The following is a 26,407-nucleotide window of genomic DNA, read 5'->3' as shown; positions in this document are numbered from 1 at the left end:
ACCAGCTGCGCCACAGCCCCGACGCCCGTCTCGAGCGGGCCCCGCAAGCATACGCAGCGCCAGGCCCACCGGCCAAATCGGATCCGCCTCACCCCCGTCAGCCGCCGAGCCGCCGCAACAGCACCTCCGCCGGGCCGCGGTGTCCCGCCCGATGCAGCCAGTACGCACCGGCCAACGAGACCGCCCACGTCCCGAAGGCGATTCCCGCTGCTCCCGCATACCGGACCTCGCCGCCCAGCCCGAGGGCGAAGGGCGCCATCAGGGTGACGAACGCGACCGACTGGAACAGGTAGAACGTCAGCGACCGCTGGCCGAGCGCCTGCACGGCCACGACGACAGGATGCGCGGGGACGGGCACGCGCAGGGCCACGAGTCCCACGAGCGCCGCCGCGCCCACGCCTCCGGCGTACCCCGTGACGCCGTGCACCACCGCGGCGGCGCAGGCCGCGAGCGCCGTCGGCCCGGCCCAGAAGCCCGAGCCCATCAGGGCGAACGGTACGCCTCCCAGTACGGAGGCCCCGAGCCCGATCGTCGCGGTGCGTGCCAGAAGGGCCGCGTGCCGGTGCGGTTCCTCGAGGATCCGTCGTCGTGCGGCCCAGATGCCCAGGAGCACTCCGGGTAGTACCTGCCAGGTCATGAACATCGCCATCCGCAGCCACTCGACGACACGAGCCGACGGTGAGAAGACCGCGGTGCCGTGGCCGATGTCCAGGCTGAAACCCTCGGCCGCCGACAGCGCGCCGTACACCGCGAACGCCATCGCCACGCCGACGAGTCCGAGCCGGACCGCTCGCAGCAGGCGTGCGTCGGACCACGTGAGCGTTCCGGCCAGTACCAGGCTTGCGATCCCGTACATGGTCAGCACGTCGTAGAACAGCAGGGCGACGTGCGTGAGGCCGAGGACGAGCAGCCACAGGCCACGCCGCCGTACGAGTCGGCGCACCGTGGGCCAGCCGTCGCCTCGGCCTCGGCGGCGCAGCGCGAGCTGGGTGAGCCCGTAGCCGAACAGGAGCACGAACATCGGCCGGGCCCGGTGATTGACGAAGAGGTCCTCAAGGAACACGGCCACGCGGTCGCCGGGTCCGGGGGCACGGACCTCGTCCACGGCGTACAGCAGCAGGCACGAGTGCGCGACGGCGATGGACAGGAGCATCAGGCCGCGCGCCAGGTCCGGCGCCGGGGCGCGGGACGGGACGCGCGTGCGGGCGCGGAGCGGCAACTACGGGAGGTGGGACGACGTCGTGGGGCCGCCCGCGGTCGATCGTCGCTTCGGGATTTGCATCGGTCCTCCGGATCAGGCGGCGTGCTGGGTCGGCGCCGGTCAGGAGCTGGCTGACGGGGCCTGCGGTGAGAACGCCGTTCGCCGGTCCTGGGGGCGACAAAACTCGCACACCCCACCAGGGCCCGGTGAACGGTGAGGGCCGGAGGGGTGAACCCGTGGAGGTCACCCGGTGCACAGTGACGAGTCCCACGGACCGGATCGCGGATTCGATTTGGCCGGTGGGCCTGGCGCTGCGTATGCTTGCGGGGCCCGCTCGAGACGGGCGTCGGGGCTGTGGCGCAGCTGGTAGCGCACCTGCATGGCATGCAGGGGGTCAGGGGTTCGAGTCCCCTCAGCTCCACCCTGTGATGACGCGGGACATCGTTCACCGATGTCCCGCGTCAGCTTTTTCGTCGTGCCGGTGTATCGGCCGCACGAGACGTGCTCGAACGCGTTGAGAAAGAACTGCGCGAACAATTCGGCCAGAACTAGGATCGTCCGGTGCTGAGACTCACCGACTTCATCATCGACTGCCCGGATCCGATGTCGCTGGCGTCCTTCTACGCCGAGGTGACCGGCCGTCCGATCAAGGACGGCAGCGACGACAGCTGGGCCGGCATCATCTTCGGTGAGATCGAGCTGGCCTTCCAGCGGGTGGAGAACTACCGCCCTCCGGTCTGGCCGAGCGACGAGCATCCCAAGCAGTACCACCTCGACTTCGAGGTGGACGAGATCGACGCCGAACAGGGCCGCGTCGTCGCGCTCGGGGCGACGCTGGAGCGAGACTTCGTCGGCCCGGAGGGCTACGGCTGGCGGGTCTACACGGACCCGGTAGGACACCCGTTCTGCCTCTGCCGCAACCGCGGCGTCGTCTGGCGCGAGGGCCGGCCCGTGTGGCGTTGACGGTCGTCGCGGAGCGAGCGCGTCACGGTGCTCGTCCCCGCGTGCCGGGGCCGTCGCCTCACGGCGCGACCGCGGCGAGCAGCCGATCCAGTGCCGCGTGTGCCTGTTGCCGCGTCCTCGTGCCGTCCTCGTGCTCGGCGATCCAGAGCGCGGCGTCGTTCATCGCCCCGGAGAGCTGGGCGGTCAGTGCGCCCAGCAGGTCGTCGTCGACGCCCATGGCGCGAAGGGCGTCGCGCAGGTGCGTGCCGGAGTTCTCCGCGTCGAGCTCGCGCCACTCGCGCCAGCCGAGCACGGCGGGCGCATCGACCAGCAGGACGCGCACGGCCGGGCCCGACGTGATGGCGTCGAGGAATGCGTGCGACCCGGCGCCGAGCCGTGCCCGCGGGTCCGCGCCGGCGTGCTCGGCCGCTTCCACGACGGAGTCCGCCACGCGTGCCTGAAGTCGCGCCGCGACAGCACGGAACAGTCCTGCCTTGTTTCCGTAGTGGTGGTAGACGGCACCCCGGGTCACGCCGGCTGCCCGGGCGACGTCGTCCAGCGAGACCGCCGCGAACCCGCGTGCGGCGAACAGGTCGGTGGCGGCGTCCAACACCTGCTGGGCGGTCCGGGCGGCGGCGGCCGCCGAGGCGCGAGGCATACGAGCTTCCTTTACGTGCACAGAGTATGTATCGTGAGTCTTACATGCACAGTGTACGTAAGGAGAAGCCATGACCACCACCGCCGTGTATCCCGTCCTCATGTCGCGGGACGTCGCCGCCGCGGCCGCGTTCTACCGCACGGATCTGGGGTTCGAGACCACCTACGACTCCGACTGGTACGTCAGCCTGCGACTGGGCGCGTTCGAGCTGGCGATCCTGGCCCACGATCACCCCACGATCCCCGAGGGGTACGGCGCGTTGCCCGCCGGGGTGATCGTGAACATCGAGGTCGACGACGTCGATGCCGTCCACGCGCGACTGGCGGGCAAGCCCGGCCTCACGCCTGTCCTGCCACTGCGCGATGAGGACTTCGGGCAGCGACACTTCATCGTCGCGGCGCCCGACGGCGTACTGCTCGACATCATCCAGCCGATTCCGGCCACCGCCGAGTATGCCGCCGCCTACACGGCGGACCCGATCGACCACCGCTGACCGGATCCGTCCGCCCCGCGACCTGATCCGGCCTCCCGCGGGCGGACCGTTCCGGCTCAGACTGGGACCATGAACCGAGCGCTGATCGTCATCGACGTCCAGGAGTCCTTCCGGGTCCGCCCCCTGTGGTCCGAGACCCTCAACCCCGACGTGGCCAAGCCTGTGAACCGGCTCGTCTCCTTGGCTCGTGCCGCCGGTGACCTGGTGGTCTGGGTGCTGCACACCGAACCCGGGACCGGCGGCCCGTTCGATCCCGAGACCGGCCACGTGCGGCTGTTCGAGGAACTGGACGAACCCCTCGGCGACGAGCCGGTCCTGCGCAAGACCTCGCACAACGCCTTCACCACCACGAACCTGCAGCAGATCCTCACCGCCCGCGGCGTCACCGAGCTGCGCGTCTGCGGCATCCGGGCCGAGCAGTGCGTGGAGACCACCACGCGCGTCGGCTCCGACCTGGGCTACGACATGACGTTCGTCGCCGACGCCACCAGCACCGATCCCCTCGGGCCGTTCAGCGCCGCGCAGATCCTCGAACGCACCGAGACGGTGCTCCGCGACCGCTTCGCGCGGATCGCCACCGTCGCGGAGCTCGAGGCGGAGGCGGAGCCGGCAACATCGCCCCGGTGACCACCGTCGTCTTCCTCCTCCTGCCCGGGGTCCATCTGCTCGACCTGGCGGGTCCCGCGCAGGCCTTCTTCACGGCCGGAGACCTCGGCCACGACTACGCCCTGCGCTACGTCTCGGGAGCCGCCGGTCAGGACGGGGCGTTGGCCTCGGCGCAAGGCCTCCCGCTGCTCGTGGACGCCGACTGGCCGGAGCTGGGTCCGGACGACCTCGTCGTCGTGCCCGGATGGCGCGTCGGGAGTGCCGCCGCCTGGCCGCACGTCAGCGAGCCGACGCGGGAGCGGCTCGCGGCTCACCACGCCGCGGGCGGCACCGTCGCCAGCGTCTGCGCGGGTTCCGACGCGCTGGGACAGGCGGGACTGCTCGACGGGCGTCGCTGTACGACCCACCACGCCATCCAGGACCAGCTGGCGGCACGCCACCCCCGCGCCCGTGTCGTGCGGGACGTGCTGTTCACCACCGACGACGGCGTCGTCACCTCCGCCGGCATCGCCAGCGGGATCGACCTCACGCTGCACCTGCTCGCCGTGCGCCACGGACCGGCGCTCGCCGCCCGGGTGGCTCGCGAGATGGTGGTGTACGCCCGCCGGAACGGCACCGAACCACAGGCGAGCGCGATGCTGCGACACCGTTCGCACGTCGACGACACGGTCCACCGGGTCCAGGACCACATCGACGCGCACTTCGCGCGCACGCTGCCGCTCGCGGAACTCGCGGCCCGTGCCGGGGTCGCCGAACGGACCCTGACCAGATCCTTCCGCCGGGCGACCGGACTCACGCCGCTGCGTTACCAGCAGATCCTGCGGCGGGAACGCGCCGAACACCTCATCGGCCACGGCGCGACCGTCGAGTCGGCGGCCCGCACCGTCGGGTTCCAGGACGCCCGGACGCTGCGCCGGCTCCGGAGCGCGGCGACAGATACCCCGTAGGGGTACTTGCGGTCGTCGCTCGATCGTGCGAAAGTCTCCGCGAAAGGGGAGATCATGACGAGTCATCAGCACGACCACGGCGACCACGGTCACCAGCACGGCGACCACGGCCATCAGCACGACCACGGTCACCACCACGGAGAAGACGGGCACGCCGGCTCGCTGAACGCCATGGCGGTCAGCGCCACGCTGCACTGCCTCACCGGCTGTGCCATCGGCGAGATCCTCGGCCTCGTCATCGGTACCGCCGTGGGGTTGACGGTCGGGTGGACCGTCGCGCTCGCGGTGACGCTGGCATTCCTGTTCGGCTACTCGCTGTCGACCCTTCCGCTGCTCAAGGCCGGGCTCGGGTTCTGGGCGGGGCTGCGTATCGTCCTGGCGGCCGACACCCTGTCCATCGCGACGATGGAGGTCGTCGACAACGCCGTCATGGCGCTGATCCCCGGCGCGATGGAGGCAGGCCTGGTGAACGTCGTGTTCTGGATCGGGATGCCGGTCGCGCTCGCCGTGGCGTTCGTGGCGGCCTACCCGGTCAACCGGTACCTGCTGCGGCGAGGCAAGGGCCACGCGCTGACGCACCACTACCATCACGGTGCCGCCGAGGCCGTCGGCGTGCGGCGCTACATCCCCAGCCTCTCCTCGGGAGTGCTGGTCGCGGTCATCGCCAGCTTCATGCTCGGCGGGCTCGTCGTCGCCACCGCCGACACGCTCGGTGGTGAGGAGGCGCCGGCGCACGGCCGCTCGGCACCGCCGGACCGGTGACAAGGCGGCCACGGTCCGGGCACGGCGCTCGCGGAACGCGGTGAGCGTTCCTCCCGTGCCCGGGCCGGCCGGTGCGTTAGCGTGGCGCCTCGAACGGCAGGACTGCGACGACCTCCTGAGGAGAACGATGCCCGTACCCCGGACGCACGCCCTCGCTCTCGCCCTATCCGCGGTGGTCTGTCTCGCGCTCGCGGGCTGTGGCACTCCCGGCCCGGACGAGGAGGCCGCTGTGCCCGGAACGCCGTCGCGGGCGGGGGCGTCCACCGGGGTGTCGTCGCCTGCCGCTTCGGCGGCGGTGCGGGGCCCGGCCGGGGAGCCCCGGGCGGTGGCGACGGGGCTCGAGGCGCCCTGGTCGATCGCGTTCCTGGGGTCGACGCCGCTGATCAGCGAGCGAGACTCCGCCGACGTGCTGGAGCTGCGGGGCGACGGCACCACGCGGGTGGTGGGCACCGTCGAGGGCGTCAGCGCCGAGGGCGAGGGCGGCCTGCTGGGGCTCGCCGTCGACGACGAGGGCCGTCTGTTCGCGTACTCGACGGGCGAGGACGGCAACCGCGTCCAGCGGTTCGAGCTCACGGGCGAGCCGGGTGCCCTCGGACTCGGGCCGGGGGAGACCGTGCTCGACGGCATCCCGTCGGCGAGTTTCCATGACGGGGGACGGATCGCCTTCGGGCCCGACGGCATGCTGTACGTCACGACGGGCGACGCCGGTGACGGGGACGCGGCGCAGGACCTGGGCAGCCTCGCCGGCAAGATCCTGCGGATGACGCCCGGCGGCGAGGTGCCGGGGGACAACCCGTTCGACGGGTCCTTCGTCTACAGCTACGGTCACCGCAACCCGCAGGGCATCGACTGGGCCCGTGACGGCACGATGTTCGCGTCCGAGTTCGGACAGAACACGTGGGACGAGCTGAACGTCATCACGCCCGGCGGCAACTACGGCTGGCCGGTCGTCGAAGGCGTGGCGGGCGACGACCGGTACGTCGATCCGGTGCAGCAGTGGAGCCCGCGGGAGGCGAGCCCGAGCGGTCTCGGGATCGCGGGCGGCACGATCTTCGTCGCCAACCTGCGCGGCTCGGTCCTGCGCGCGGTGCCGGTCGCCGAGCCGTCCCGGTCCGCCGAGTTCTGGCCGGGGCAGTACGGGCGTCTCCGTGACGTCACGGTGTCGCCCGCGGGGGACCTGTGGTTCCTCACGAACAACACCGACGGCCGGGGCACTCCCGGGCCCGACGACGACAGGCTGCTCGCCGTCCCTCTCGCCGAGTGACCGCCGGCGCGTCGTCGCCCGCGACGTGGCGCCGGCGCCTCTCAGGCGGCCTCGGCCCGCACGACCGCGACCGGACGGCGTGCGTGGGAGAGCACGTCGTGGCTGACCGATCCGAGCAGCGCCGAGCGCAGCTCGCCCCTGCCGCGCGTGCCGACGACGACGAGTGCCGCGTCGCGGGACAGCTCGGTGAGGACGTCACCGGCTCCACCCTCCTCGACCCGTACCGTCATCTCCGGTTCGTCGCCGGTGGTTCCTGAGGCCTCTGCCGCCCGGGAGACCACCTGACGGACCGCCGACTCGGCTCGCGCGACCGCTTCGGCGTGACGGTTGTCGGCCTCTGCCGCGACATCCGTGTGGCCGGGGTCGAAGAACGGCAGGGTCGGCGTCGTCGCACGATAGGCGTGCACGGCCACGAGCCTGGCGGACCGTCGGCGGGCCTCCCGCAGGGCGAAGCGCAGGGCCGCCTCGCCGTGGTCCGAGCCGTCCACGCCGACCACGACCGAACCGTCGTCGGGCCCGGCGTCGGCCGGCGAGGGCACCACGACGGTGGGGCAGGCCGCATGGGGCACGACCTGGCTGCTCACCGAGCCCAGGGCGAGGGACGCGGCTGCCCCGAGCCCTCGCGTGCCCACGACGACGAGTCCCGCCCCGTCGCGCGCCGCCTGCAGCAGGGCGTCGGCGGGAGGGAGCACCGCGAGCTCGGTCTCCACCTCCAGGTCCGGGGCTCTGTCCACGGCCCGTCGCCGCGCGGCGGTCAGGACCTTCTCGGCGGCCTCACGGAGGTTGTCCATCGCCGGCAGGACGGTCGTCTCCCCGAGCGGGCCCACCGTGACGGACACATGGAGCCCGTACAGGACGAGCAGACGCGTTCCCCGGAGCTGGGCCTCGGTGGCGGCCCAGTCGAGCGCGGCGTCGCTGTCGGGGGAGTCGTCGACGCCGACGACGAGGTGTCCGTTGCCGCTGTGACTGGTCATGTCCGATCTCCGTTCACCGGTGCGGTCAGGTGCTTGCCGGCGGGCGGGTCACGCCCCCCGCCGCGTCGCTCGTTCCGCGGTACTGCCAGGTAATCACGGGTACCGGATCCGTGCCGGTGGAGCGCGCCGGTCCGTGCCGCGACCGGGAGACGGCCGACCCCCTGCGGCCCGCGCAGGTGGCGCCTGCGTCCGCATCCACGGATGTTCCATGGATATTCCTCCGCAGATGCGGCACGATGTGGGGGTGGAGTACCGAATCGCGGAAGCCGCCGAGCTGCTCGGGGTGAGCGACGACACGATGCGTCGCTGGGCGGACGCCGGACGCGTCACGACCGGTGTCCGGGACGGTCGCACGGTGATCCCTGGCGCCGGCCTCGCGCGGCTCGCCGCCACGCTCGTCGACAGCGGCGAGCACGCGCGCACCCGTGCCGGTTCCGTGAGCGCCCGCAACCGGATGACCGGGCTCGTCACGCGTGTCGTCAAGGACGCGGTGATGGCTCAGGTCGAGATGGTCTGCGGGCCCTACCGGATGGTGTCCCTGATGAGTGCGGAGGCCGCCACCGAGCTCGGCCTGGAGCCGGGTGTCCGGGCGATCGCCTCGGTGAAGGCGACGAACGTCGTCGTGGAGCGTGCCCGATGAGGCCGCGAGCGACGACCGTCGCGTGCGCCGTCGCCGTCGCCCTCACCGCCTGCGGCCCAGGCACCGGCTCCGACCGCGGCGCCACCCTCCAGGTCCTCGCCGCCGCGTCACTCACCGAGGTGTTCACCGAGCTGGGAACCGAGTTCGAGGCCCGGCACGACGGCGTCGACGTCCAGTTCTCCTTCGGCTCCAGCACGGATCTCGCCGAGCAGGCCGCGGACGGCGCTCCCGGCGACGTCCTGGCCACCGCGGACGAGGACGCGATGGCGGTCGCCGAGACCGCCGGCGTCGTCACCGACCCGACCGTCTTCGCGGCCAACAGCCTGGTCGTCGTCACGCCCCGCGACAACCCCGCGGAAGTGCGGTCCCTCGACGACCTCACCGGCGCCACGTGGGTGCGCTGCGCCGACGAGGCGCCGTGCGGCAGGGCGGCCCGGACGGTGCTGGACGCCGCCGGGATCACCGCCCGGCCCGCGAGTCTCGAGGAGGACGTCCGCGCCACCCTCGACAAGGTGGTCACGGGCGAAGCGGACGCCGCGCTCGTCTACGCGACCGACGCCGCGTCGGCGGGTGACGCCGTCGCCACCGTCGACATCCCCGGAGCGGAACGCGAGCGCAACCCCTACCTGGTCGCGCCCCTGGCCCAGGCGGGCGACGCCGCCCTGGCGCGGGCCTGGACCGACTTCGTCACGGGCCCGGACGGGCAGGCGCTCCTCACGGAGTCAGGGTTCTCCCGGCCATGACGGGGCCCGCGACATGACACCCGCGGCCCCGGGCGCCGCCGGTCCGGCCGGGCCGGGCCACAAAACCCCCGAGCCGGGTCCCACGGCCCCTGCGGCCCCCTCGGGTACCCGGTTCCGCCGAGTTCGACCGCGCCGGGACCCGTTGGGCCGCGCCCCCCTCGTTCTCGTGCTCCCGGCCGTCGTGGCCGTGCTCCTCCTGGCCGTGCCGCTCGGCACCATGGTCGTGGCCACGGACCCCGCGAGCCTGGCCGCGGCGCTCCGCTCGGAGGCCGTGCGGCACGCCCTGTGGCTCTCGGTCGTCACCTCGACCGCCGCGATCGTCATCTGCCTCGTGCTCGGGCTACCGCTCGCCTGGGTCCTCGCCCGGGTCGACTTCCCCGGCCGCCGCCTGGTGCGCTCGCTCGTCATCGTGCCGATGGTGCTGCCGCCCGTCGTCGCCGGTATCGCGCTGCGGACGGCGTTCGGGCGCTCCGGGCTCCTCGGGCGGCCGCTGCTCGACCTCACCGGCTTCGCCTTTCCCTACACCACCTGGGGCGTCGTGCTCGCGCACGTCTTCGTGGCGCTGCCGTTCGTCGTCATCAGCATGGAAGGCGGCCTGCGCGCCGCCGGCCCGCTGTACGACGCCGCCGCCGCGACCCTCGGGGCATCGCGCTGGCTCACCTTCCGCCGTGTCACCGTGCCGCTCGCCCTGCCCGGCATCGCGGCCGCCCTCGTCCTCGGCTGGGCCCGGTCGCTCGGCGAGTTCGGCGCCACCATCACGTTCAACGGCAACTACCCCGGCGTCACCCAGACCATGCCGACGCTGATCTACGTCGAGCGGCAGGCCGACGGCGACGCGGTCCTCGCGCTCAGCCTGGTCATGCTCCTCGTGTCCGTCGGGGTGCTGGTCGCGCTCCGCGACCGCTGGCTGGTGACGGCGTGAGCGGCGTCGCGGCGGGCCTGACGGCCCGGCTGTCGGTCCCCGGCCGCCTGGACGTGGAGCTCGTGGCCGGGCCCGGGGACGTGGTCGCCGTCGTCGGCCCCAACGGCGCGGGGAAGAGCACGCTCGTCCACGCGCTCGCGGGGCTCCAGCCGGCCGAGGGAACGGTCCGGCTGGCCGGCGACGAGCTGACCGGGATGCCTCCGCAGGAGCGTCACGTCGGTGTCGTGTTCCAGGATCGGCGGCTCTTCCCGCACCTCAGTGCGCTGGAGAACGTGGCGTTCGGGCCACGGGCCCGGGGAGTGGCGGCCCGCACCGCACGTGGTGTGGCCCGGGACCGGCTCGCCCGCCTCGGGGTCGGAGCCCTGGCGGACCGGCGGCCCGGCGAGCTGTCCGGCGGCCAGGCGCAGCGGGTGGCCATCGCCCGGGCGCTGGCCACGGACCCCGCCCTGCTGCTCCTGGACGAGCCGTTCACCGGGCTCGACGTGGGCGTCGCCGCCGCCCTGCGCGTCGAGCTCGCGGGGCACCTCGCCCAGTACACCGGGGTCACCGTGCTGGTGACCCATGACGCGATCGACGCCCTGACACTCGCCACCACGGTCGCGGTGCTCGACGGCGGCCGTTTGGTCCAGACCGGGACGCCGCACGACGTCGCGGCGCGGCCGCGGAGCGCGCACGTCGCGCGGCTGGTCGGCCTCAACGTGATCCGCGACGGCGACCGCTTCCGGGCGTTCTCGCCGTCCGCCGTGACCGTGTCCGTCCACGCGCCCGACGACTCGACCCGCCATCGCTGGCCCGGCACCGTCCGGGGCGCGGCACCGCACGGGGACGCCGTGCGCCTGCAGGTGCACGGCGAGCAGGACCTGATCGCCGACGTCACCCCCGCGGCGACCCGGGAACTGGGGCTGGTACCGGGCCGCCCCGTCTGGCTGTCCGTCAAGGAGACGGCGATCACGACGTACTGAGCCCGCACGGGCCGACGTCGTCCAGCCGGCCGCGCCACCCGGCTGGACGACGTCGGCCCGTGCGGGCGTGGCGGGAACGGTGCGCCGGATGCGGCACACGGCTCCCGCCCGCCGTCAGGCCGTGACGACCTTGAGGTCCGTGGGGACGTTGCCGCGCGTCGCGTTCGAGTACGGGCACACCTCGTGGGCGGCGGCGACGAGACGCTCCGCGGTCGGCTGGTCCACCCCGCCGATCTCGACCGTGAGCACCGCTTCCAGGGCGAAGCCGCCCGTCTCGTTCGGGCCGATACCGACGTCGGCGGTGACGGCCGTGTCCCTGACCGGGGTCTTCTCCTGACGCGCCACGGCCTTGAGCGCGCCGTGGAAGCAGGCCGCCCAGCCGGCGGCGAACAGCTGCTCCGGGTTGGTCGCGCCGCCCGCCCCGCCGAGTTCCTTCTGCACGGCGAGGTCGAGGTCGAGCAGGCCGTCCGACGTGACGGTGCGGCCGTCACGGCCGTCCCCGGTCGCTGTGGCCGAGGCGGTGTAGAGAGCGGGCATGAGGTCCTCCACGGAAGTAGAAAGAACGGTCGTTCTGCTTGTGTGTCCCACTACACCCCGGAACGCGGCCCGTGTCAAGGAGACGCGGCTACCGTGGGGGCATGACCACCGGATCGTCGAGCACGTCGAGCACGCGGACCGCGACCGTGGGGCGTCCCTCCGCCGCCCGCGACCGACTGCTGCGCACGGCGTCCGAGCTGTTCTACGCGGAGGGCGTGCGCGGGGTCGGCGTGGAGCGGGTCGTCGCCGAGGCCTCGGTGACCCGTGCGACGTTCTACCGCCACTTCGCCGGCAAGGAGGCCCTGGTGGTCGCCTACATCGAGGCCACCGACGCCGCGCTGCGGGCACGGGCGGGCGAGCCGCCGGCGGCTCCGCCGGAGAGTGCCGGCGCATGGCTCGCCGCGGTGACCGACGTGGTGGGGGACACGTTGTGCGTGCCGGGCTTCCGGGGGTGCGCCTTCATCAACGCGGCCGCGGAGTATCCGGACCGGTCGAGCCCCGTGCGCCGGGCCGTCGACGCGCACCGCGGCTGGCTGCTCGGCACGGTCACCGAGGCGCTGCGCGCCGCCGGGCATCCCGACCCGCCCGCGGCCGGCCGGCGCTGGATGGCGCTGCGCGACGGCGCGATGGTCGGCGGGTACCTCGGCGACCCCGCCGAGGCGCGTGCCACCTTGCACGACGGCGTGCGCGACCTGCTCACCGAGGCGGGCTGACCGGCCCGGCCCGTACTTCGCCGCGGTGGCACGGCCCGCGGCCCGGACCGCCGCAGCCCGCGGCTACGTCCCCGTACCGGGAACGATCGTCCTCCTCGGCACCGGTGAGGGCGCCGGCGGCGGTTCGTGACCCGTCCTCGCCTCGTCCGGGACGGCAGCCTCGGCGCGCTCCGGCCAGTGCAGAACGGTGAGCGAGACGCACAGGGCGATGAACCCCATCAGCCAACCCGCGGGGATGTCGCTGAGCCAGTGGTAGCCCATCCAGGCCACGAGCGGGCCGCTGACGGCGAGCAGGGCCACCACGACGACGACGCCCCGGCGGAAGCGGCGGCGGTCCGGGCGCAGCCCGGCCGAGCCGAACAGCAGGAACACCACCATCGTGGCGGTGAAGGCCGTGTTGGCGGCATGTCCCGAGGGGAACGCCTGCCCTCCGGCGAACAGCAGGTCGACCCCGGTCACCGGGCTCGAACGTCCCAGGCCGAACTTCACCGGATAGCCGATCGCCGCGATCGTGGCGAGGCCGGCCATCACGGCGTACAGCGGCCGCAGGGTCCCACGCCGGTGCGCGACGAGCGCACCCGCTCCCATGACGACCGGGACCGTCGCCCAGCGCTCGCCGGTGACGAACGCCTGAACCTCGAGGAACGTGGCCATCCCGCCCTGTGCCCGCCGGGCGTACACCCACTCGCGGGCGGCCCAGTCCCAGGCGACGAAGGGCCCGGCCGAGACCACCTGGAGCACCATCCACACGAACGCGAGCAGGAGGACCACGCCCACGGTCGCCGGCGTGATCCACGGCTGCGCCACGGCACCGCTCCGCGCGGCTCGCAGATCGGCGCGGACACGTCCGACCACGTCGCTCACGGGCCGTCCGGCGGCGAGCTCGGGGACCTGCGGAGTCGTCGGAAGCCGCGCCCGGTTCGCGGGCAGCGTGCCGGTGTCCGGCAGCCCCCGTCCCGGTGCGCCGCCGTACGCGGCACCGTGAGCCCCCTGAATTCGCAACATCGCCGGTGATCCTATGGTCGAATTCACCCGCTCGTCCCGGCTTGTGCCCGGGTCGCACGAGAGATTCACAAGGGCTCGATAATGGTTATGCCGCCGTGATCTTTACCGCTCGCAAAAGTGTGACGGGTCACTCGAACGGGTTTGAGAAACTGGTGCCATGCCCCGCCCGCACGTCCTCCTGTCGGTCGCGGCGTCGATCGACGGCTACATCGACGACGTCGGCACCGAGCGGCTCCTGCTCTCGGACGACGCGGACCTCGACCGCGTCGACGCCGTGCGCGCGGGTATGGACGCGATCCTCGTCGGAGCCGGCACGATCCGCGCGGACGACCCTCGCCTGGAGGTGCGCTCCGCCGAGCGCCGGGCGCGGCGTTCCGCCGGCGCACGGCCCGCCACGCCGGTCAAGGTGACCGTCACAGCAGGTGGCGACCTCGACCCGGGAGCCCGGTTCTTCACCGGTGACACGGACAAGATCGTCTACACCACCGACGCCGCGGTCGGTGGGCTGCGCACCCGCCTCGGCTCCGTGGCCGACGTCGTGCCCCTCGGGCCGGTGGTCGACCCGGCCGTGCTGCTGGCCGATCTCACCACCCGCAGCATCGAACGGCTGATGGTCGAGGGAGGCGGGGCGGTGCACACCCTGTTCCTCACCGCCGGCCTCGTGGACGAGCTGCACCTCGTGGTCGCGCCCTTCTTCGTCGGGGACGCCGCCGCTCCCCGGTTCACCGGGCCGGGTGTCTTCCCGCACGGTCCCGCTCGTCCCCTGACACTGCTCGAGGCCCGTCCCATGGGAGACCTCGTCCTGCTGCGCTACGCCCCGGTGCCCGCGGGCGGCGCGGGAGGTGCGGCCGGCGGGGCGCGGGAGCCGCGACCGCGCGGCCCGGTGTCCGCGAGCGCGCCCGGCGGCGCGACGGGGACCGGTGTCGTGGCATGACCGGCGCCGCGCCGCAGAGCGCCTCGCCCGCCGACCGGGAACGTCTCCTGGAGGCGATCGCTCTGGCGCACCACTCCCCGCCGTCACGCACGGCCTTCAGCGTCGGTGCCGTCATCGTGGCCGACGACGGGTCGGTGCTCGGCCGAGGCTGGTCGCGCCGGCACGACCCGACCGAGCACGCCGAGGAGGCGGCGCTCGCCGACGTGTCCGGCGGGGACCGTCTCCGGCTGCGCGCCGCCACGATCTACACGTCGCTCGAACCGTGCGGGAGGCGGGCGTCCCGTGAGGTGACGTGCACGGAACACATCCTGGCCGCGGGCATCCCGCGCGTCGTGTTCGCATGGTCGGAGCCCGACCTGTTCGTCGAGGCCCGGGGCGCGGAGCTCCTGGAGCGTGCGGGGCGCACCGTCATCCAGGTGCCCGACCTCGCCGACGCGGCTCGTGAGCCGAACCTCCATCTGCTCCGGCGCGGCTGATCCGGAGGGCGGGCGGCCCGGAGGCGCGGGCCACCGCGCTGCCGTCCCGCCTACGCGGGGGCGGTGGTCTCCGCGACGATCTCCTCGACCTCGCCCGCCAGGGCGGCGCGGTCGGCCGGGACCAGGCCGATACGGGTGCGGCGGTCCAGGACGTCGTCGGCGTCGAGGGCGCCCTCGTGGGTCACGGCCCACTCGATCTCGGCCCGGGCGATCCGCAGGTGCCCGACGGCCGTGGCGGGCCGGCCCGTGCGGGCCTCCTCGACGACCCGGCGGGCCTCCGCGCCGTGCCGTGCCACCACGGCGGCCCACAGGCCGGCCGCCATGCCGGGCGACCCGGTCTCGCGGGGCCCGGTGAACGGAGAGCCGGGGGACCCGGCCAGCGGCAGCGCGTGCGTGCGGCAGGGGGCCGCCTCCAGGCGGGCGTGACGGACGGCGAGGTCGACCGCGTCCTGCGCCATCTGCCGGTAGGTGGTGAGCTTGCCGCCCAGGACGTTCACGGCACCGGTGCTCTCCGAGATCGCGACGAGGTGTCGCCGGGACATGTCGGCAGTGGTGCGCTCGCCCCCGGCGTGGCCGTGTCCGCCGCCCGCGAGCGCCTGGCTGTCGACCAGGGGCCGCAGTCCCGCGTACGCGCCGATGACGTCGTCACTGGTGAGCGGCGCGCCCAGGACGCGGGAGACCGCGCCGAGCAGGAACTCGATCTCGGCGGGTGTGGGCTCGGCGACGTCGGGTACCGGGCCGGGCGCCTCCTCGTCCGTGAGACCGATGAACACCCGTTCGTGCTGCTGCGGGAGCGCGAAGACGAACCTGCTGACCGATCCGGGCAGCGGCACCATGAGTCCGGCGCCCGGGTTCCCGAGCCGTGCGGCGGGGAGGACGACGTGGGTGCCCCGGCTGGGTCGCAGCCGCACCGACGGGTCGATCGTGCCGGTCCAGACGCCGGTCGCGCTGATGACCGCGCGGGCGCGGACGCTGAGCGTCTCGCCGGTGACGGCGCACCTGAGGTCGGCGCCGTCGGGCCGGATGCGTACGGCTCGCGTGCGGGTCAGCACCCGTGCGCCCAGCCCTGCGGCGGTCCGGGCGAGCGCCATGACGAGCCGTGCGTCGTCGACGAGCTGACCGTCATGGCCGAGGATCCCGCCGCGCAGCCGGGCGGGCGCGAGCGCGGGAGCGAGGCGGAGCGTCTCGGCGGCGCCGGTGGGCCGCCAGGGGGGAAGGGCCGACGACGGTGTCCGGGCGCCGCGGCGCAGCAGGTCGCCGAGCGACATGCCCGCCGCGGAGGCGGCGACCTGTCGTGCGGACACCCCGGGGAGCACCGGCACGAGCTGGCCCAGGGGGCGGACGAGGTGCGGGGCGATCCGTGTCATGAGCAGGTGGCGTTCGCGGGCGCTCTCGCGTGCCACGGCGAGGTCGCCGGTCGCCAGGTACCGCAGCCCGCCGTGCACGAGCTTCGAGCTGAACCGCGACGTGCCCCAGGCGAGGTCACGCGCCTCCACGAGTGCCACGGACAGGCCCCGTGCGGCGGCGTCGAGCGCCACGCCCGCACCCGTGACGCCACCGCCCACGACGAGCACGTCGACCTCGGCGCCCGCGAGCTCGTCGAGCTCGCGGGCGCGCCGGGCGCCGTTCAGGGCGGTCGGGTCGCGGGTCACGGGCGCAGGTACGCGTCGAGGGCGTGCGCCAGTTCGGCGCGCCAGGCGTCCGGGTCCACGAGGTCGGCGACGGTCGGGCCGGACAGCAGCGCTCCCTGGGAGACGATCAGCACCATCAGGGCCATGTCGTGCGGGTCGCCGGCGCGCACGGTGCCGCCGGCCTGCGCCTGGGCGAGCGCGCCGGCGATCCACTCGTGGATGACCCGCTGCGACCGCCCGATGCGCTGCAGGGTGTAGCGGGTGAACACCTCGGGCTCACGCCGCAGCAGGCGCCGGAAGACCGGGTCGGCACGGAACAGGTCGCCGAACTCCAGCACCCCGGCGACGATGGCCGCGCGATCGGGCGGACCGCCGTCCTGCCCGTCGGTGCGGCCGGTGCCGGACTGGCGGGCGTCCGCGCGTGCGCCGGCCGGGGGGCCGCCGTCGTGCCGGGTCCGGCTCAGGACGTTGTGCCTCGCCCGGGTGACGAGCAGGTGGGCGCGGTGCCCGAGCAGGGCTCGCACGACGTCGTCGGACGAGCCGAACCGCCGGTAGACCGTGGGACGGCTGACCTCGGCCTCGCGTGCGAGTTCGGCGATCGTCAGTCCGTGCAGGCCGCGCGTCGAGACCAGGCGGCCGGCCGCGTCGAGGAGCCGCTCGCCGATCGCGTCGGGGGCGGGCTCCTTCGGCGTGCCGGGTGCCGTGCCGACTGCCGGGGCGGACGGAGGGCGTGCGGCGGGCGGGGCGGCCACCGTGCCGGCGGGTGCGAGGTGCGCGTTACGGACTGACATGATGTGTAACACTGTAATTCATGACGCAGAACAGTGGGGTCCCCGACATGCGCTGGGACGGCTGGGGCGACCCGGCGAAAGCCACCGGGAAGCTGCCCGGCGGCGTCAAGCTCCTGCTCACCGCGGTGCTCGGGCACCGGCCCCGGCGCGCGGAACAGATCGCGCTCGCCGACGTCGAGCTCACCACCCCGCCGCTCGACGCCGCCGATGTCCGGGCGCTCGCGGCCGCGGTCGGGGCCGAGCACGTGCGTACCGACCACGAGGCCCGTGTGCTGCACGCCGGCGGGAAGTCGACGCCGGACCTCGCCCGACGCCGGGCGCGGACGCAGGCGGCGCCCGGCGCGGTCGTGCTGCCGGGCAGCGAGGCCGGTGTCGCCACCGTGCTCCGGGTCGCGGCCGAGCGCGGGCTCGCCGTCGTCCCGTTCGGTGGGGGGACCGCCGTCACGGGAGGACTGGCGCCCGACGCCGGGGAGCACCGGGCAGCGATCAGTCTCGACCTGCGGCGGCTGGCGGGCCTGGAACGGCTCGACGACGTGTCGGGCGAGGCGACGTTCTGGGCGGGCACGAGGGCTCCCGCCGCCGAGGCGGCGCTCGCCGAGCACGGGTTCGAGCTGGGCCACTTCCCGCAGAGCTTCGAGTTCGCGTCGCTCGGCGGGTTCGCCGCGATGCGCTCGTCGGGTCAGAACTCCGCCGGGTACGGGCGTTTCGACGCCATGGTCACCGGGCTCCGGGTCGTCACGCCCACCGGGACGCTGGACCTCGGCAGGGCGCCGGGCTCGGCGGCCGGACCGGACCTGCTGCGGTTGTTCCTCGGGTCCGAGGGCGCGTTCGGCGTCATCACGCAGGTACGACTGCGGGTCCACGAGCTCCCCGCGGAGCGGTTCCTCGACGCCTTCACGTTCCCCGACTTCCGCTCGGGGGCCGACGCGCTGCGACACGTCGTGCAGGCCGGGACCGGCCCGACGGTGATCAGGCTGTCCGACGAGGCGGAGACCGCGGTGTCGCTCGCCCAGGTGGGAAGCATCGGCAAGGCGCTGGCGAAGGGGTGTACCGCGGTCGTGCTGCACGAAGGGCCTGCCGAACTGGCCCGAGCCCGGCGCGCGGCGACCACGGCCGTGCTCACCGCGGCAGGCGGTCGCCCGGCCTCGCGCGCGCTGGCCGAGTCGTGGGAGCACGGCCGGTTCGACGGCCCCTACCTGCGCGACACGCTGCTGGAGCACGGCGTGTTCGCCGAGACCCTGGAGACGGCGACGACGTGGTCCAACCTGCACGTGCTCCGCACGGCCGTCACCGAGGCGCTGGCCTCGGGCCTGGGCGCGGCCGGTGCGAAGCACCGGGTCCTGTGCCACGTGTCGCACGTCTACCCGACGGGGGCGTCCCTCTACTTCACCGTCGTCGCCGGCCTCACCGGGGACCTGGCGGCCGCGTGGGAACCGGTCAAGGCGCGCGTGAACGACGCGATCATGACGGCGGGGGGCACCATCTCCCACCATCACGGTGTGGGGACGGACCACGCCCCCTGGCTGAGGCACGAGCTCGGCGAGCACGGTGCGCGCCTCCTGCGGGCGATGAAGAACGAACTGGACCCGGCGGGCATCATGAACCCCGGCACGCTCCTGACCCGGACGTGACGAGGCCCGTGCGGCGGGCGGTCCACCGGCTCGACGGCGCCGGGCCGGCTCGGGCCCGGTCCCGCGCCCGGCGACACCCCGGCTGCCCGTAGGATCGGGCGCGTGAAGCACGTTCGGACGGGGATGGCGTGGCTCGGGGGCGTGTCCGCCACCCTGCTCGCCCTCGGCACATGGCAGGTCGTGGTGTCCGGGCCGTTCGTCGCGGCCGACTGGGACTACCACGTGTGGGCGGACGCGAACCTCCCGGCCGGTGCGGCGAAGTGGCTGCTCGATGCCTTCGCCACCGTGACCGGCGAGCGTCTGTTCACCCTTCCGGTCCTCGGTGTGCTCGCCGGCTGGCTCGCGCTGCGCGGGCGTGACTGGCGCCCGCTCGTCGCGGTGGTGGCCGGGCTCGCGATCATCGCGGTCGTCGGCTACTCCCTGAAGTTCGGTCTGGGGCGCACGATGCCGTACACGGGCATGGACGTGCTGCACGGTGGCGGCCGCGCGTGGCCGTCCGGCCACGCCGCGAACGCCGCCTACACCTGGGCGATGGCCGGGATCCTGCTCATCGGCGAGCGCGGCCTGCGGCCGCGGCGGGCCTGGCTGTGGCCGTGGATGGTGGTGTGCGTCCTCGTCACGGCGTTCTCCGGGTGGATCATGGTGCGGGTCGACTACCACTGGATCAGCGACGTGCCCGGCGGGTGGGTGCTGGGGCTGCTCGCGCTGGCCGTCTCGGTCGCGATCCTGCACGGCGATTCCCCGGTCCCGATGCGAGCGCCCTGGGCGCTGCGGCTGCGGGACCGGTTGTCCGCCGGCTCGCGCCGCTGACTCGCCGCCCGGAAGGGTCACGACCCGGCATCATGTCCGGATCGTGACTTGCGTGCGACCAGAATTTGGTTCTTGTCCGCTAGCATCCACGCAGGTTCTTGGGGGAGGCATCACAAGACCAGGTCCACGCGGATCCACCCGGGAGGGAGCGGCATGGACGAGAGCGGGCACATCGCGGTGCTCGTCAATCCCGCGTCGCGACGCGGCGCGGGAGCCGAGCATGCCGGTGCGGTCGTGCGCCGGCTCACCGAGCGCGGTGCCGTGGTCCGCACCTATCAGGGAGCGGGCCGGGAGGACACCGCCCGCCTCGCGAAGGAGGCGGTCGCGGCCGGTCCCGGGGTGCTCGCGGTGGTGGGGGGCGACGGCACGATCGCGGCCGTGCTGCCGCACCTGACCGGCACCGGCGTGCCGCTCGCCGTCGTCGGAGGAGGGACGGGCAACGACCTCGCGCGGACGCACGGCATCCCGCCCGACCCGCGCGCGGCGGCCGACGTCGTGCTCGACGGCGAGCGCCGCCTCGTCGACACCGGCACGATCACGGCCGACGACGGCAGCGTGACGCCCTTCGCGACGATCGCGTGCGCCGGTTTCGACTCGCGCGCCAACGAACGCATCAACCGGATGCGCCGCCCCCGGGGCGCCGCCCGCTACACGCTGGGCACCTACCGGGAACTCGTCGGCCTGCGCACCTTCACGTACCGGATCCTGCTCGACCCCCCGGCCTCCGCCGCCGGACGGTCGCCGAACGGACGGTCGGAGATCGCCGTGGAGCCGGCTCCCCGGGCGACCGGCCGCACGGACGACGGGCCGACCGCTCCGGAAGAGGTCCCCGGCCATCTGCTCGCGATCGGCAACACGCGCTACTACGGCGGCGGCCGCCCCATCCTTCCCGACGCCGACGCGTGCGACGGCCTGCTCGACATCACGCTCGTCGAGGCGGTGGGCCGGCTCGGCCTCATCGGCCTGGACCGGCCGATCAGGCGTGGTGAGCACCTGAGCCGCCCCGGCGTCCGCGCGCTGCGCGCGGCTCGCGTGCGTGTGGAGGCCGACCAGGACCTGGTCATGTACGCCGACGGCGAGCCGGTGGGGCCGCTGCCCGTCACCGTGGCCGTCGAGCGCCGGAGCCTGATGCTGTGCCTGCCGAGGGACGGAGGACGACCATGACCGAACTCGGACGGATGACCGGATCCGGGCACGTGACCGGACCTGGGCGCACGACGTCGGCCGGAGGAGCGGCCGGCCCCGGTGCCCCGCCCGGCGCGGGGGATGCTCCCGGACGCCGCCCGCGGCTCGCTCCCGAGCAGCGGCGGCTGCGACTCGGTGACGTCGCCGACCGGCCTCTTCTCTCCGAGACCACCGCGGCCGAGAACCCCGACCACGTGTACTCGAGGCTGCGCAAGCGCTGGGGCGCCGTCGCGCCCGTCGACCTGGAACCCGGCGTCCCGGCCTGGCTGGTGCTCGGGCACGCGGAAGTGGTCGCCGTCATGCGCGACGACCGAACCTTCGTCAAGGACCCCTCCACCTGGCGCGGCCACGACGACGCCCTCCTCGGCGCGCACTCGGGGCTGCGCCCGCTCATCTCCCGCGCCCCCCAGCACACCGCGATCCACCAGGACGGTGCCGAGCACATGCGGCTGCGCGCGCCGATCGACGACGCGCTGGAACAGGTCGACGAGATCCGCACCGCCGTCGTCGTGCGACGCCTGTGCACGATGCTCATCCAGCGGTTCGAGCGGCGCGGCCGGGCGGACCTCGTCGCCGAGTACGCGTCCGCCGTGCCCTTCCTCGTCATGTCCGAGCTGGCGGGCTACGACCCGGAGGACGCCCAGCGCGTGCAGGAGATCATCCAGGCGATCTTCCAGAGCGGCCCGGACGGACGCGAGTTGCGCAAGGAACTCGGCGGCATCATCCGCGCGCACATCGCGCGCAGCCGTCAGCGCCCCACCCAGGACATCGCGGGGGTGCTGGCCCGGCACCCGGCCTTCCAGGACGACCTCGAACGCGCCCAGACCCTCGTCGCCCTCACCTCGATCGCCAGCACGTCCCTGCTGTCCTGGGTGGCCCAGACGCTCACCCTGGTCCTGACGGACGAACGCTTCTCGAACCGTCTGCGCGGCGGACGCCTGAACATCGACGACGCCCTCGACGAGGTGCTGTGGCGCTCGACGCCCAACCCCAACATGGTTCCGCGCTACGCCACGCGCGACGTCCTGCTCGACGACAAGCTCATCGAGAAGGGCGACGCCGTGGTGATGTCCGTGCACGCGGCCAACCACGACCCGGCGATCCTCCCGGACGACGAGTGGGAGGAGATCGGCAACCGTGCCCACCTCTCGTTCGGCGGCGGCCCGCACGCGTGCCCTGCCCCGCGGCTCGCGCGCGTCATCGCGCGGATCGCCGCCGAAACGCTGGTGCGCCGCCTGCACGTGTCGTTCGACGGCGACCCCGCCGCCCTCGAATGGGCGCCGTCCCCGTGGCTCCGGTACCCCGCCCGGCTGCCGGTCACCTTCCCCGTTCCCCGCCGGACCGACGAAGAGGGCCGGAGCGACCACCCCGACGAGAGGTAGGCACAGATGCAGATCGGTATCCCCGACGACGCGGGTCCGCTGGTCGCCGCGACGCCGTCGGCCGTCGGCCGGCTGACGGCCCTCGGCCACGACGTCGTCGTCACCGAGGGTGCCGGCGCCGCCGCCGGGCTGCCCGACGACGACTACCGCGCCGCCGGGGCGCTCGTCGTGTCCGACCCCGCCGTCGCGTGGGAGTCGGACGTGGTGGTCTGCACGGTGGTGCCCGACGACGTCCAGCTGCGGATGCGGCCGGGCACGACCCTCGTGTCACGGCTCGCGCCCGCCGCCCATCCCGACCGGATCCGCGCGCTCGCCGAGCGCGGGATCACGGCACTGGCGCTCGACGCCGTGCCCCGGATCTCCCGCGCGCAGTCCCTCGACGTGCTCTCCGTCCTGTCCAACGTCGCCGGCTACCGCGCCGTGGTGGAGGCCGCCGCCGAGTACTCCGGCATGTTCGGCGGCCAGGTCACCGCCGCCGGCAGCACCCGCCCCGCCACCGTCTTCGTCATCGGCGCCGGTGTCGCCGGCCTCGCCGCGCTCGGCGCCGCCACCGCACTCGGCGCCCGCGTGCGCGCGTTCGACGTGCGGCCCGAGGTCGCCGAGCAGATCGAGTCCATGGGGGCCGAGTTCGTCTCCGAACCCGAGGCGCAGCAACAGGTCAGCGCCGACGGCTACGCCGCACCCCTCACCGACGACCAGCTCGCCGCAGCCCTGCGCCTGTACACGCGGGAGGCGGCCGCCGCCGACGTCGTCGTCACCACCGCGCTCGTGCGCGGCACCGCACCCACCACCCTCACCGCCGAGGCGGTGGCGGCCATGCGGCCCGGCTCCGTGATCGTCGACCTCGCCGCGCCCGGCGGCGGCAACTGCGAGCTCACGGTCCCGGGGGAGCGGGTGGTGTCCGGCAACGGCGTCGTCGTGCTCGGGTACACCGACCTGCCCGCCCGCATGCCGCGCCACACCTCCGAGCTGTACGGCACCGCCGTCGCCAATCTCCTCACCCTGCTCACCCCCGGCAAGGACGGTGAGCTCCAGCTCGACCTGGACGACGTCGTGCAGCGCGGCATCACCGTCGCCCGCGGCGGCGAGGTGCTCTGGCCGCCGCCCGCGGTCCAGGTCAGCGCGGCGCCCGCCCCCGCGGCCAGGGCCGCCGACGGCACGGACGGCGGGGCGGGTGCGGGGACCGCCGGCCCCGGGACACCGGCCCGACGCCGGCCCGCCTGGCTCGCCGGGGCCCTCGCCGTCACCGGCGCCGTGGTGGGCGGACTGGCCGTCGCCGCGTCGCCCGACGAGACCGTCGGGCACTTCACCGTGCTGGCGCTCGCGGTCGTCGTCGGGTTCTACGTGATCCGCGCCGTCACGCACGCCCTGCACACGCCGCTGATGAGCCAGACGAACGCCGTCTCCGGCATCATCCTGGTCGGTGCGCTGTTGCAGATCGGCTCGTCGTCGCTGCTGGTGACCGTCCTGGCGACGATCGCGGCGGCGGTGGCCAGCATCAACGTGTTCGGCGGGTTCCTCGTCACGCGGCGGATGCTGCGGATGTTCCGCAAGGCCGACGACGACGGCGGCGGTCCCGGGGGCCGGGTGACGGCGCCGGCCGGCGCCGCGGGGAAGACCGGGGCGGGGCCCTCCGGCGCGGCCGGGGCGACGGGTACGACCGGGAGGAGCGCACGATGACGACGACCGGACTGGTCCAGGGGGCCTCCGTCGTGGCGGCGGTGCTGTTCATCCTGTCCCTGGCGGGGCTGTCCCGGCAGGAAACCGCGAGGCGCGGCGTGAATCTCGGCATGGCGGGCATGGTGCTGGCGCTCGGCGCGACGATCGCGCTCGCTCTGGTGCGCTCCGAGCGCCCCGTGGGGGTCACCGCGGCACTGATCCTGCTCGTGCTCGTGGTGGGCGCGACCGTGGGCACCTGGCGGGCCCGCAGCGTCGAGATGACGCAGATGCCGGAGCTCATCGCGCTGCTGCACTCTTTCGTGGGGCTCGCGGCGGTCCTGGTGGGGTACGGGTCGTTCCTCACGGCGTTCCTCGGGGGGACGGCGGCGTCCGGCGCGAACGCCGACCACGGCGGCGACACGGTGCATGCGGTCGAGATCTACCTCGGCGTGCTGATCGGTGCCGTGACGTTCACGGGTTCCCTCGTGGCGTTCGGGAAGCTGTCGGGCCGGCTGAAGTCGGCGCCGGTGACGCTGCCCGGACGGAACTGGCTGAACCTCGCGGTCGTCGCGGCGTGCGCGGCGCTGCTGGCCTGGTACCTGACCGCGGCCGGGCCCGATGGAGGTGGCACCGCCGTGCTGCCCCTGCTGCTCATGACGGTGCTCGCCCTGGCCCTGGGCTGGCACCTGGTCGCGGCGATCGGCGGGGGAGACATGCCCGTCGTCGTCTCCATGCTCAACTCGTACTCCGGCTGGGCGGCGGCCGCGGCCGGGTTCATGCTCGGCAACGACCTGCTGATCATCACGGGCGCGCTGGTCGGGTCCTCCGGTGCGATCCTCAGCTACATCATGTGCCGGGCGATGAACCGGTCGTTCGTGTCCGTCATCCTCGGCGGGTTCGGCACCGGGCCCGGTGCGGCCGCCGCCGACGGCCCGGTCGGCACCCACCGCGAGACCACGCCCGACGCCGTCGCGTCGCAGCTCGTCGGCGCGCGGTCCGTGATCATCGCGCCCGGGTACGGCATGGCCGTGGCCAAGGCGCAGTACCCGGTGGCGGACCTCGCGGCGAAGCTCGCCGAGCGCGGCGTGCGCGTGCGGTTCGCGATCCACCCCGTGGCTGGTCGGCTGCCCGGCCACATGAACGTGCTGCTCGCCGAGGCCAAGGTGCCGTACGACATCGTCGAGGGCATGGACGAGATCAACGGGGACTTCGACGGGACCGACGTCGTGCTCGTCATCGGCGCCAACGACACCGTGAACCCCGCCGCGCAGGAGGACCCGGGGTCGCCGATCGCGGGGATGCCGGTGCTGGAGGTGTGGCACGCGCGCGACGTCGTCGTCTTCAAGCGGTCCATGGCAACGGGCTACGCGGGTGTGCAGAACCCGCTGTTCTTCAAGGACAACACGGGGATGCTCTTCGGCGACGCCAAGGACCGCGTGGAGGACATCATCAAGGCGCTGTGAGCGACGGGTGTCCGGCCGTCAGGCGTGCCCGTCGTCCCGGTACCAGTCGGTGATCGGGTCGTTCCCGTCCTTGTCGCCGTAGAGCCTGAAGTACACGACCGGCCCGCGAATCGGCTGCCCGGCCTCGGTAGCTGATACTCGGCGTATCAGGTTCGGGGTAGTGTGGGCGCGTGACGACCGAAGATGGTGGAGCCGAGCGCGTTCGTCGGATTGTCAGGGCGCGGGACGGTCACGAACTGGGCGTCAGCACGTTCGAGCCCGAGGGCAAGACTCGCGGGGTGGCGGTGATCGTTCCCGCGTTCGCCGTGCCGGCCTCGTTCTACGCCGCGTTCGGTAGCTGGCTCGCGGGGCACGGCATCCGTGCCGTCACCTTCGACTACCGGGGTTTCGCCAGTTCCTCCGGTGGCCGCCACCTGCGTGACGTCGATGCCGACCTGCTCGCGTGGGCCGGCGACGCGGCCGACGTCGTCGGCTGGGCGGCGGAACGCGCCGACGGTGTTCCCGTCACCTATGTGGGGCACAGCCTCGGCAGCCAGATCCTGGGCCTCGGGAGGCATGACGTCGTCGACCGGGCGCTCTTCGTGGCCGGTGGGAACCCGCACGTCGAGATCAGCAGGTCCCGCATGGCGTGGGCGGCGCCGTTCGCGTTCCGGGTGCTGCTGCCCGCCGTGATCCGGAGCTACGGCTACTACCCGGGCAAGCGCGTGCGGTTCATGGGCAACGTGCCCGCCGGGGTGATGCGGCAGTGGATGCGCTGGGCGCTGCACCCCGAGTACCTCCTGGGCGAGGTGCCGCACGCCGCCGACGCGTACGCCGAGGTCGAGATGCCCATCGTCTCCCTGCACATGACCGACGACGAACTCGTGTCGCAGGGGACCACGGAGGCCATGGAGCGGTGGTACTCCGGCGCGGAACTGACCCACCGCGAGGTGACGCCCGCCGAACTGGGTGGCGACCGGGTAGGCCACCTCGGCTTCTTCAAGCCCACCCTCGCCCCCGGCTGGGACCGAGTGGTCCTCCCGGCGATCGCCACCACACCCTGACCCCCCGCCCCCCGCCGCAGAGATGCGGTCGGT

General features: G+C 73.9%; 27 protein-coding genes and 1 tRNA gene. 21 read left to right on the top strand and 7 right to left on the bottom strand.

What is annotated here, in order from left to right; genetic code table 11:
- Positions 1-97 precede the first annotated feature (97 nt).
- Positions 98-1,219, bottom strand: coding sequence for a DUF418 domain-containing protein (locus J0911_RS07825; RefSeq protein ID WP_207274899.1), 1,122 nt, complete (start codon positions 1,217-1,219; stop codon positions 98-100).
- Between the two features lie 330 nt (positions 1,220-1,549).
- On the opposite strand from J0911_RS07825, the gene J0911_RS07820 reads away from it, so the two are divergent.
- Together J0911_RS07820 and J0911_RS07815 are read left to right on the top strand one after the other, a co-directional pair.
- Positions 1,550-1,622, top strand: a tRNA-Ala gene (locus tag J0911_RS07820).
- Positions 1,623-1,762: 140 nt separating this feature from the next.
- A complete protein-coding gene (locus J0911_RS07815) occupies positions 1,763-2,164 on the top strand; it encodes a VOC family protein (RefSeq protein WP_207274898.1) in 402 nt (133 codons plus the stop codon).
- 58 nt (positions 2,165-2,222) lie between these two features.
- Here the strand turns inward: J0911_RS07815 and J0911_RS07810 are convergent, their stop codons facing one another.
- Positions 2,223-2,801 carry a TetR family C-terminal domain-containing protein gene (locus J0911_RS07810; RefSeq protein ID WP_207274897.1) on the bottom strand — a complete coding sequence of 193 codons (579 nt, stop codon included), beginning with the start codon at positions 2,799-2,801 and terminating at the stop codon, positions 2,223-2,225.
- A gap of 70 nt (positions 2,802-2,871) precedes the next feature.
- Here J0911_RS07810 and J0911_RS07805 point away from each other — a divergent pair, with 70 nt between their 5' ends.
- The 5 genes from J0911_RS07805 (at position 2,872) to J0911_RS07785 (ending at position 6,873) form a co-directional block, all read left to right on the top strand.
- Positions 2,872-3,294 (top strand): VOC family protein, encoded by a 423-nt coding sequence (locus J0911_RS07805; RefSeq protein ID WP_207274896.1) that lies wholly within the window; start codon positions 2,872-2,874, stop codon positions 3,292-3,294.
- Between the two features lie 69 nt (positions 3,295-3,363).
- Positions 3,364-3,921, top strand: a complete 558-nt coding sequence (locus J0911_RS07800) for an isochorismatase family protein (RefSeq protein WP_207274895.1) — start codon at positions 3,364-3,366, stop codon at positions 3,919-3,921.
- The gene (locus J0911_RS21035) at positions 3,918-4,847 is read left to right on the top strand and encodes a GlxA family transcriptional regulator (protein ID WP_207274894.1); all 930 of its coding nucleotides are present in this window, start codon (positions 3,918-3,920) and stop codon (positions 4,845-4,847) included. Before J0911_RS07800 ends, J0911_RS21035 begins: the two co-directional genes overlap by 4 nt.
- A 54-nt stretch (positions 4,848-4,901) precedes the next feature.
- On the top strand, positions 4,902-5,609 hold the full coding sequence (locus tag J0911_RS07790; protein ID WP_207274893.1) for a DUF4396 domain-containing protein: 708 nt from the start codon (positions 4,902-4,904) through the stop codon (positions 5,607-5,609).
- 127 nt (positions 5,610-5,736) lie between these two features.
- Complete coding sequence (locus tag J0911_RS07785) at positions 5,737-6,873, top strand: PQQ-dependent sugar dehydrogenase (protein WP_207274892.1); 1,137 nt, start codon at positions 5,737-5,739, stop codon at positions 6,871-6,873.
- Between the two features lie 41 nt (positions 6,874-6,914).
- Here the strand turns inward: J0911_RS07785 and J0911_RS07780 are convergent, their stop codons facing one another.
- Positions 6,915-7,847 carry a universal stress protein gene (locus J0911_RS07780; protein ID WP_207274891.1) on the bottom strand — a complete coding sequence of 311 codons (933 nt, stop codon included), beginning with the start codon at positions 7,845-7,847 and terminating at the stop codon, positions 6,915-6,917.
- 244 nt (positions 7,848-8,091) lie between these two features.
- On the opposite strand from J0911_RS07780, the gene J0911_RS07775 reads away from it, so the two are divergent.
- From J0911_RS07775 to J0911_RS07760, 4 genes are all read left to right on the top strand, one after another.
- Positions 8,092-8,487, top strand: coding sequence for a TOBE domain-containing protein (locus tag J0911_RS07775; RefSeq protein WP_307864977.1), 396 nt, complete (start codon positions 8,092-8,094; stop codon positions 8,485-8,487).
- Positions 8,484-9,230 (top strand): molybdate ABC transporter substrate-binding protein, encoded by a 747-nt coding sequence (gene modA / locus J0911_RS07770; protein WP_207274890.1) that lies wholly within the window; start codon positions 8,484-8,486, stop codon positions 9,228-9,230. Before J0911_RS07775 ends, modA begins: the two co-directional genes overlap by 4 nt.
- A 166-nt stretch (positions 9,231-9,396) precedes the next feature.
- Positions 9,397-10,152: an ABC transporter permease gene (locus J0911_RS07765; protein WP_307864976.1), complete on the top strand. Its 756-nt coding sequence runs from the start codon at positions 9,397-9,399 to the stop codon at positions 10,150-10,152.
- Positions 10,149-11,114 (top strand): ABC transporter ATP-binding protein, encoded by a 966-nt coding sequence (locus J0911_RS07760; RefSeq protein WP_207274888.1) that lies wholly within the window; start codon positions 10,149-10,151, stop codon positions 11,112-11,114. The genes J0911_RS07765 and J0911_RS07760 overlap by 4 nt, the downstream gene beginning before the upstream one ends.
- A 114-nt stretch (positions 11,115-11,228) precedes the next feature.
- Here J0911_RS07760 and J0911_RS07755 read toward each other — a convergent pair whose 3' ends face one another.
- Positions 11,229-11,651, bottom strand: a complete 423-nt coding sequence (locus J0911_RS07755; RefSeq protein WP_207274887.1) for an organic hydroperoxide resistance protein — start codon at positions 11,649-11,651, stop codon at positions 11,229-11,231.
- Positions 11,652-11,752: 101 nt separating this feature from the next.
- Between J0911_RS07755 and J0911_RS07750 the strand changes: the two genes are divergently transcribed.
- Positions 11,753-12,364, top strand: a complete 612-nt coding sequence (locus J0911_RS07750) for a TetR/AcrR family transcriptional regulator (protein WP_207274886.1) — start codon at positions 11,753-11,755, stop codon at positions 12,362-12,364.
- A 63-nt stretch (positions 12,365-12,427) separates the two neighbouring features.
- On the opposite strand, the gene J0911_RS07745 is transcribed toward J0911_RS07750, so the two are convergent.
- Positions 12,428-13,369: a phosphatase PAP2 family protein gene (locus J0911_RS07745; RefSeq protein WP_207274885.1), complete on the bottom strand. Its 942-nt coding sequence runs from the start codon at positions 13,367-13,369 to the stop codon at positions 12,428-12,430.
- A 157-nt stretch (positions 13,370-13,526) separates the two neighbouring features.
- On the opposite strand from J0911_RS07745, the gene J0911_RS07740 reads away from it, so the two are divergent.
- Together J0911_RS07740 and J0911_RS07735 are read left to right on the top strand one after the other, a co-directional pair.
- Entirely contained in the window at positions 13,527-14,303 is a 777-nt protein-coding gene (locus J0911_RS07740; RefSeq protein ID WP_207274884.1) for a RibD family protein, read from the top strand.
- Positions 14,300-14,779, top strand: a complete 480-nt coding sequence (locus J0911_RS07735; protein ID WP_207274883.1) for a deaminase — start codon at positions 14,300-14,302, stop codon at positions 14,777-14,779. Before J0911_RS07740 ends, J0911_RS07735 begins: the two co-directional genes overlap by 4 nt.
- A gap of 50 nt (positions 14,780-14,829) precedes the next feature.
- Here the strand turns inward: J0911_RS07735 and J0911_RS07730 are convergent, their stop codons facing one another.
- Both J0911_RS07730 and J0911_RS07725 read right to left on the bottom strand, forming a co-directional pair.
- Complete coding sequence (locus J0911_RS07730; protein ID WP_207274882.1) at positions 14,830-16,431, bottom strand: glycerol-3-phosphate dehydrogenase/oxidase; 1,602 nt, start codon at positions 16,429-16,431, stop codon at positions 14,830-14,832.
- A complete protein-coding gene (locus J0911_RS07725; RefSeq protein WP_207274881.1) occupies positions 16,428-17,201 on the bottom strand; it encodes a TetR/AcrR family transcriptional regulator in 774 nt (257 codons plus the stop codon). Before J0911_RS07725 ends, J0911_RS07730 begins: the two co-directional genes overlap by 4 nt.
- 20 nt (positions 17,202-17,221) lie before the next feature.
- Between J0911_RS07725 and J0911_RS07720 the strand changes: the two genes are divergently transcribed.
- From J0911_RS07720 to J0911_RS07690, 7 genes are all read left to right on the top strand, one after another.
- A complete protein-coding gene (locus tag J0911_RS07720; protein ID WP_242636442.1) occupies positions 17,222-18,832 on the top strand; it encodes an FAD-binding oxidoreductase in 1,611 nt (536 codons plus the stop codon).
- Between the two features lie 102 nt (positions 18,833-18,934).
- Positions 18,935-19,642 (top strand): phosphatase PAP2 family protein, encoded by a 708-nt coding sequence (locus tag J0911_RS07715; protein ID WP_207274880.1) that lies wholly within the window; start codon positions 18,935-18,937, stop codon positions 19,640-19,642.
- Between the two features lie 153 nt (positions 19,643-19,795).
- Positions 19,796-20,806 carry a diacylglycerol/lipid kinase family protein gene (locus J0911_RS07710; protein WP_207274879.1) on the top strand — a complete coding sequence of 337 codons (1,011 nt, stop codon included), beginning with the start codon at positions 19,796-19,798 and terminating at the stop codon, positions 20,804-20,806.
- Positions 20,803-22,209 carry a cytochrome P450 gene (locus J0911_RS07705; RefSeq protein ID WP_207274878.1) on the top strand — a complete coding sequence of 469 codons (1,407 nt, stop codon included), beginning with the start codon at positions 20,803-20,805 and terminating at the stop codon, positions 22,207-22,209. Before J0911_RS07710 ends, J0911_RS07705 begins: the two co-directional genes overlap by 4 nt.
- A 6-nt stretch (positions 22,210-22,215) precedes the next feature.
- Positions 22,216-23,889, top strand: a complete 1,674-nt coding sequence (locus J0911_RS07700; RefSeq protein WP_207274877.1) for a Re/Si-specific NAD(P)(+) transhydrogenase subunit alpha — start codon at positions 22,216-22,218, stop codon at positions 23,887-23,889.
- Complete coding sequence (pntB, locus tag J0911_RS07695) at positions 23,886-25,331, top strand: Re/Si-specific NAD(P)(+) transhydrogenase subunit beta (protein WP_207274876.1); 1,446 nt, start codon at positions 23,886-23,888, stop codon at positions 25,329-25,331. Before J0911_RS07700 ends, pntB begins: the two co-directional genes overlap by 4 nt.
- A 170-nt stretch (positions 25,332-25,501) precedes the next feature.
- Positions 25,502-26,374, top strand: coding sequence for an alpha/beta hydrolase family protein (locus J0911_RS07690; protein ID WP_207274875.1), 873 nt, complete (start codon positions 25,502-25,504; stop codon positions 26,372-26,374).
- The last annotated feature ends 33 nt before the right edge of the window (positions 26,375-26,407 follow it).

Origin of the sequence: Myceligenerans salitolerans (assembly GCF_017349295.1) — a bacterium.
Lineage (GTDB): Bacteria > Actinomycetota > Actinomycetes > Actinomycetales > Cellulomonadaceae > Myceligenerans > Myceligenerans salitolerans.
This window is presented reverse-complemented; position numbering and strand designations above follow the sequence as displayed.

Bases quoted from the DNA above. Each gene is read 5' to 3' on its own strand.
- J0911_RS07810 (WP_207274897.1), bottom strand. From the start codon at position 2,801: ATGCCTCGCGCCTCGGCGGCCGCCGCCGCCCGGACCGCCCAGCAGGTG.
- J0911_RS07805 (WP_207274896.1), top strand. From the start codon at position 2,872: ATGACCACCACCGCCGTGTATCCCGTCCTCATGTCGCGGGACGTCGCC.
- J0911_RS07800 (WP_207274895.1), top strand. From the start codon at position 3,364: ATGAACCGAGCGCTGATCGTCATCGACGTCCAGGAGTCCTTCCGGGTC.
- J0911_RS07790 (WP_207274893.1), top strand. From the start codon at position 4,902: ATGACGAGTCATCAGCACGACCACGGCGACCACGGTCACCAGCACGGC.
- J0911_RS07785 (WP_207274892.1), top strand. From the start codon at position 5,737: ATGCCCGTACCCCGGACGCACGCCCTCGCTCTCGCCCTATCCGCGGTG.
- J0911_RS07780 (WP_207274891.1), bottom strand. From the start codon at position 7,847: ATGACCAGTCACAGCGGCAACGGACACCTCGTCGTCGGCGTCGACGAC.
- modA (WP_207274890.1), top strand. From the start codon at position 8,484: ATGAGGCCGCGAGCGACGACCGTCGCGTGCGCCGTCGCCGTCGCCCTC.
- J0911_RS07755 (WP_207274887.1), bottom strand. From the start codon at position 11,651: ATGCCCGCTCTCTACACCGCCTCGGCCACAGCGACCGGGGACGGCCGT.
- J0911_RS07750 (WP_207274886.1), top strand. From the start codon at position 11,753: ATGACCACCGGATCGTCGAGCACGTCGAGCACGCGGACCGCGACCGTG.
- J0911_RS07745 (WP_207274885.1), bottom strand. From the start codon at position 13,369: ATGTTGCGAATTCAGGGGGCTCACGGTGCCGCGTACGGCGGCGCACCG.
- J0911_RS07740 (WP_207274884.1), top strand. From the start codon at position 13,527: ATGCCCCGCCCGCACGTCCTCCTGTCGGTCGCGGCGTCGATCGACGGC.
- J0911_RS07735 (WP_207274883.1), top strand. From the start codon at position 14,300: ATGACCGGCGCCGCGCCGCAGAGCGCCTCGCCCGCCGACCGGGAACGT.
- J0911_RS07725 (WP_207274881.1), bottom strand. From the start codon at position 17,201: ATGTCAGTCCGTAACGCGCACCTCGCACCCGCCGGCACGGTGGCCGCC.
- J0911_RS07720 (WP_242636442.1), top strand. From the start codon at position 17,222: ATGACGCAGAACAGTGGGGTCCCCGACATGCGCTGGGACGGCTGGGGC.
- J0911_RS07710 (WP_207274879.1), top strand. From the start codon at position 19,796: ATGGACGAGAGCGGGCACATCGCGGTGCTCGTCAATCCCGCGTCGCGA.
- J0911_RS07705 (WP_207274878.1), top strand. From the start codon at position 20,803: ATGACCGAACTCGGACGGATGACCGGATCCGGGCACGTGACCGGACCT.
- J0911_RS07700 (WP_207274877.1), top strand. From the start codon at position 22,216: ATGCAGATCGGTATCCCCGACGACGCGGGTCCGCTGGTCGCCGCGACG.
- pntB (WP_207274876.1), top strand. From the start codon at position 23,886: ATGACGACGACCGGACTGGTCCAGGGGGCCTCCGTCGTGGCGGCGGTG.